Here is a 4,772-nt window from a genome sequence, read left to right on the forward strand (position 1 = left end):
ACCGGCATCCAAAGCGCTGCTCAGTTAGCTCTCGAACAGCGTCGACGGCGATCGCGCTAGCAGCTCTAGCGACCCGACGGAGTCGAGGCGAGTCGACAGGTAGTCGTCGACCGTCTCGCAGACTCACGGCGGTCCGGCCGACGTACAGGTGGTGGTGGATCCGGATCATGCTGAACCCCGGCACAGTGCTCTCGCCGTAGGCCGTGAGATCCAGACGTGCTGGAAGTGAAATGCCCTGTTCGCCGACGACGTATCTGCCCATCAGCTGCAGCTGTGCCGTGGTGCGATCCATGACCTGCTCGTACAGCGCGAAGCAGGCGCGCCCGTCTTCCTCCCGGCCGGCCTTGAACAGATCGTCGACGAACAGGGAGAACGACTGCGGCGCCCGGAACTGCACGTCCAGGGCATCGGCCGGTGCACCGCTCCCCCGATCCTCTGGGGCGAACAACCGCCCGGGCTGCACCCGGGTCTCTCCGATCCGCCCCATGCCCACCACCTCCACCTACGAGCCTGCACCGACGGTAGCGGCTCCCACTGACACCAACTGCGGAGTGCACAAGCGCACTCGTGTGCTCGTGTGCTCGTGCACGATTCTGCGGCCGAGGTGCCCGGCTTGTTTGCGGCGCCGCTTCGATGCTGGCATCATCTAGTTCGTAGCCAGTGCTCTGCGGAGTACTGGAAGTGAGCCCGAGAAGTTCCCGCCGGACGACGGGGTCTCGGGCTCGCGCCATATACAGACCTGCGACGCCGAATCAGGCGTCGTAGAACGTCGTCAGGCTGGCGAAACGCTCTAGGTACGCGGGTTCGCCTGCGCGTTGTGCACCTACCCCTCCCGCTACCACGTCGGGGACCCACAACAGCGGGTCCTGACGCCCCGGCTGGTGATAGACCCGCAGCCCGGAGCCGACCTCACGCCGCGCCCGCATCGCAGCCAGGATCTGCAAGTCGCGGCCGTTCTGCTTGGTCTCACGGGCCTCGGTGTAGACCTCACGCACCCCGTGCCGATCCAGCTCAGGAAGCAACCTCGCCAGACAGAGCCGACGGCGTCGCTCTGACCTCGCGGGCACGTCAACCGTGACCACGATGAGATGGAGCGCGGGAAGGCCGGCGTTCGTGTCCGTCAGTAGCTGGCGCCGCGGGGCGTCTTCGTCGTGCCAATGCAGCTTGCGTTGTCCCCTGAGGCGCAGCGCAGCCATCGTCACCCGGGCCGCTTCCTGATCAACCTGGTCGATCAGCGCAGCCGCGAGCACATACGCCCCTGGCCCGAACCGGGGATCCGGCTCCGACTCATCGACGTACGCGCACCAGCTCATCCGGTGAACCTTTCCGGAGCACACCGAAAGACCGGTGGACAGCCCGTCTCAGCCAAAGATCCGAGATCATGCGCACCTGTGCGCACTCACACGAGTGCAGTCGTGCACATACGCACTAGCTCGAAGCCTTCTGGTCCAGATAGAGCCGAACAGCGTCCTGGACGAGCTGCGCGCCGGGACGGTCCTCCCGGATCGCCTGGTGCTGCAGCTCGTCACGTAGAGACTTCGGGACCCGGGCCGACAGGTACTTCATCGCCACGGAGTCCTCCGCACCGACAGAGGGAGGGGCCGCCGTGGCGGTCTGCGTGGGCTCACGGACCAGGGACGCCGGCTGCGGGGTCAACATCGACGCCCCACCCGGACGCTGACGGTTACGCGGCGGCATTCGTGGACACCAAACGGTCGGCCAGCTCATCGAAGATCGTCACCAGGTCCCGGGCGACCGACCCGGTCTGAGCCCGCAACGGCGCGGCCGCGTCCATCGCCTCGGCCAGGACCGAACGCGACGGCACAGGCGGGGTCCACACCAGGTCGCCGAACAAGTCCCGGAGGCTGCCCAGGTGCCAGGTGTGCAGCCCACGGCGCCGGTCCTGGGCATTCACGATCACCCCGACCAGAGCCAGGCCCGGCCGGTCGAGATGTTGGGCGCTGGCGGTCAGGAAGTCACGGACCCGGGTTGCGCCGGCGACATGGTCGTACTCGGCGACCACCGGAGCGATCACCCCGTCCGCCGCAGCGAACGACAGCTGCGTGAGATGCCCCAGCGACGGCGGGCAGTCCAGGAACACGACGTCGTAGTCGTCGGTGACACCGTCCAAGCCGCGCGCGAGGCGCAGGTGCGTCCCGAGCTGTCCGGCTTCCGGAACTCGGTTCTCCAGGTCGAAGCGAGACGGGACCAGATCGATCCGTTCCGCCCACGGCACCAACCACCGGCACCCGATCACAGCCTCGGCAGCGCAACCGGTGCGGTTCTCCCGGACGACCTCCGAGGTGGTGACCATCGAAGAGAGGTCGGATTCTGCGTAGCCGAGTCGACGGGTCAGGTTCGCCTGCGGGTCCATGTCGACCATCAGGACGCGGCGGCCGCGCGCGGCGAGCGCATCAGCCAGACAGAGGGCGACGGTCGTCTTGCCCGCACCGCCCTTGTTGTTCGCGATCGCGTAGCGCACAAGGCGCACTATCGCACAGCCGCACTCGTGCATTCACGCACGAGCACGTAAACGCACAAATGCGTTTGTGCGGTCGTGCGTGTGTGCACAACTGCACCTGTTTAGTGCGCCTCCGGCGGCCCCTCCGGGGAGGGCCTCCGCTCCAGGATGAGGAGGAGGCGGGTGGGTCATCCCGCCACGACGACGCCCCAAGGGACAACCAGGTCAGGGGCCCCGCATCAACCGGAAGAGCTGGTTGACACGGAACCCCTGACCTGGTCGGGCAGAGCCCGCCGACGCGACGGGATGACCCACAGACACCCGAGCGGGGCGCGCGCCCCACAAGCGAAAATCAGCCGGCCTCACGGGCACGGCGTGCGGCAACGTCAGCGTCCACCGCGCGGCGCCAGAACGGCGCCCAGTGCTCCGGCCGGATCGGATCATCCCGGAGGTACACGGTCTCGCGTCCGAGTTCGGCCTGGAGCTGCTCCAGCTCTGTCGCGGGCCGGACCGGATGGCCGGTCTCCCGGAACCCATTCCCAGACAGCACCGGCGCGCCGTCGGGGCCCGCGCCGTCGTGCCGCCCCGGAGAGCAGACCCGTTCCCGCGGGGCCATGTGGGCGAAGATCGCACTCAGCGCGTTCGGCAGCCACCGGTTCTGCCAGTCCGCGACCGCGGCCGCCGACGCTGCCGAGCCGCTGTAGGCCGCCACGTAAGCGGTGTGCAGCGCGGAGAGAAACCGCACCACCGGCCGGTGCAGAGCCCAGCAGTCGGGCAGATGCCCACGAGGCACCTCGTACCAAGGACCCAGGACGTCGGCGACCCACGGCGCCAACCGTGTCCACTCCTCCGCCGCCTCATCTGCGCTCAGGGTCTCCCACACCACACCGCTGACGACCTCCTCGCCACCAGTCCCCCCGTCACCGCTCGTCGATGCCCGGCCCCGGACCTCCGCGACCTGCTCGGCGAGGGTGTCCAGACGCGGGATGACCTGCGCGAGCAGGCCCGCGGACTCGGTGACGGTCTCGCCCAGGCCGCCGAGCGGCCCCTGCAGCTCGTCGAGGACGGTGCCGTGACGTCGAGTCCGGGCGTCGAGAGCGGCGATGATCTCGTCTCGGACGTTGTCTGCAGCGCTCACGCAGCTACCTCCGTTGCCGACGTCGGGTGGATCGTGTCCAGGATGCTCACGTGGCGTCGTGGGCCAGGCCGAGCATCGCCCTGCGGGTCGCGACCAGCTCGTGGCCGGGGGTGTAGCGCACGACTGCGGGCCGCGGTGCGAGGCCGAGCACGTACGCATGGTGACGGGGCATCCGGGAGATGACGTCACCTTCCACCACCAGCTCCCGAGGGCGGCTCACCGACACCGACCGGGACCGGCGACCGTCGCCCTGAGACTCTCCCTCGGTGTCGTGCCGTACTCGCCGTTTGCCCGCGAGGTAGGCCAGACCGTCAAGGTCATCGGTGCTCGACACCCCCGGCCGGATGACCTTGACCGGCAGGTTCTGCCAGATCACGTCCCCAGCGTCGCGGCCCCAGCGGGTCGACAGCTGAGCCAAGGACTGGAACACCCCGACGACCGTGATGCCCCACCCGCGAGAGTCCGCGGCCCACCGATCCAGCGGGACCGGGGTCAGGTTCGCGACCTCGTCGAGCAGGAACGTGCATGTCGTCGGCAGCACCCCGCCCGCCTCGGCGGCCGCACGTTGCGCCTCGGCGAAGACCGCTTCCACCAGGGCGGGGAACAGCGGCGCCACCCGGTTGTCGGTCGCGCCGCCGACCAGGTAGAGGCTGCCGTGCGCAGCGAGGAACTCCCCCAGATCGAGAGTGTCGCCGTCGGTGGCGGTGCACGCGGCCGCGATCGTCGGGGACTGCATGAACGCGAGCGCGGCGTGCACGTTGGTCATCACCGTCGCCGCGGTCTTCTCGTTCTGGGTCAGTGCGGTGCGCAGCATGCCCGGGAGCGTGGCGTCCGCCGCTGCCGTCCCAGCCTGAACCGCACGGGTCAGGATCTCGACCGGGACCGGAACGGTGCCGCGCGCCTCGTAGCCGGCGTTGACCTACGAAACGTCGTCTTCCATGCGCCCCCCAGCGACCCCCCCGTCCACCCGGCTTCCCCGCAGGACCCGCACGCCACGCCCAGACCCGGCCGAGTCCTCCTCGCCCCCGCCGACCCCGCCGCCGCCCCGCACCAGCGCCTCAGCGCGCGCCGCCGAGCCCGCGCCGCCCCCGCACCCCCCCACCGCTACCCCCCGGGCCGCCGCCCCCAGTCCGGCCAGGCCGCCGGGCTTTACCACCCCGACAGCCCCCCGGC

Annotated in this window: 6 protein-coding genes; all 6 read right to left on the reverse strand. The window is 69.7% G+C overall.

The window, feature by feature from the left end; translation table 11 throughout:
- The coding region (locus D8M34_RS17605; RefSeq protein ID WP_148113080.1) for a hypothetical protein at window positions 1-487 on the reverse strand (487 nt) is incomplete at its 3' end.
- Window positions 488-752: 265 nt separating this feature from the next.
- Window positions 753-1,313: a hypothetical protein gene (locus tag D8M34_RS17610; RefSeq protein ID WP_126894671.1), complete on the reverse strand. Its 561-nt coding sequence runs from the start codon at window positions 1,311-1,313 to the stop codon at window positions 753-755.
- A 115-nt stretch (window positions 1,314-1,428) separates the two neighbouring features.
- The gene (locus tag D8M34_RS17615) at window positions 1,429-1,659 is read right to left on the reverse strand and encodes a hypothetical protein (protein ID WP_126894672.1); all 231 of its coding nucleotides are present in this window, start codon (window positions 1,657-1,659) and stop codon (window positions 1,429-1,431) included.
- Between the two features lie 25 nt (window positions 1,660-1,684).
- A complete protein-coding gene (locus tag D8M34_RS17620) occupies window positions 1,685-2,482 on the reverse strand; it encodes a ParA family protein (RefSeq protein ID WP_161973086.1) in 798 nt (265 codons plus the stop codon).
- A 331-nt stretch (window positions 2,483-2,813) separates the two neighbouring features.
- Entirely contained in the window at window positions 2,814-3,599 is a 786-nt protein-coding gene (locus D8M34_RS17625; RefSeq protein ID WP_126894674.1) for a hypothetical protein, read from the reverse strand.
- A 46-nt stretch (window positions 3,600-3,645) separates the two neighbouring features.
- Window positions 3,646-4,413, reverse strand: coding sequence for a type IV secretory system conjugative DNA transfer family protein (locus D8M34_RS17630; RefSeq protein ID WP_126894675.1), 768 nt, complete (start codon window positions 4,411-4,413; stop codon window positions 3,646-3,648).
- Between the last annotated feature and the right edge of the window lie 359 nt (window positions 4,414-4,772).

The sequence above is a fragment of the Microbacterium sp. HSID17254 genome, assembly GCF_003989315.1.
Lineage (GTDB): Bacteria > Actinomycetota > Actinomycetes > Actinomycetales > Microbacteriaceae > Microbacterium.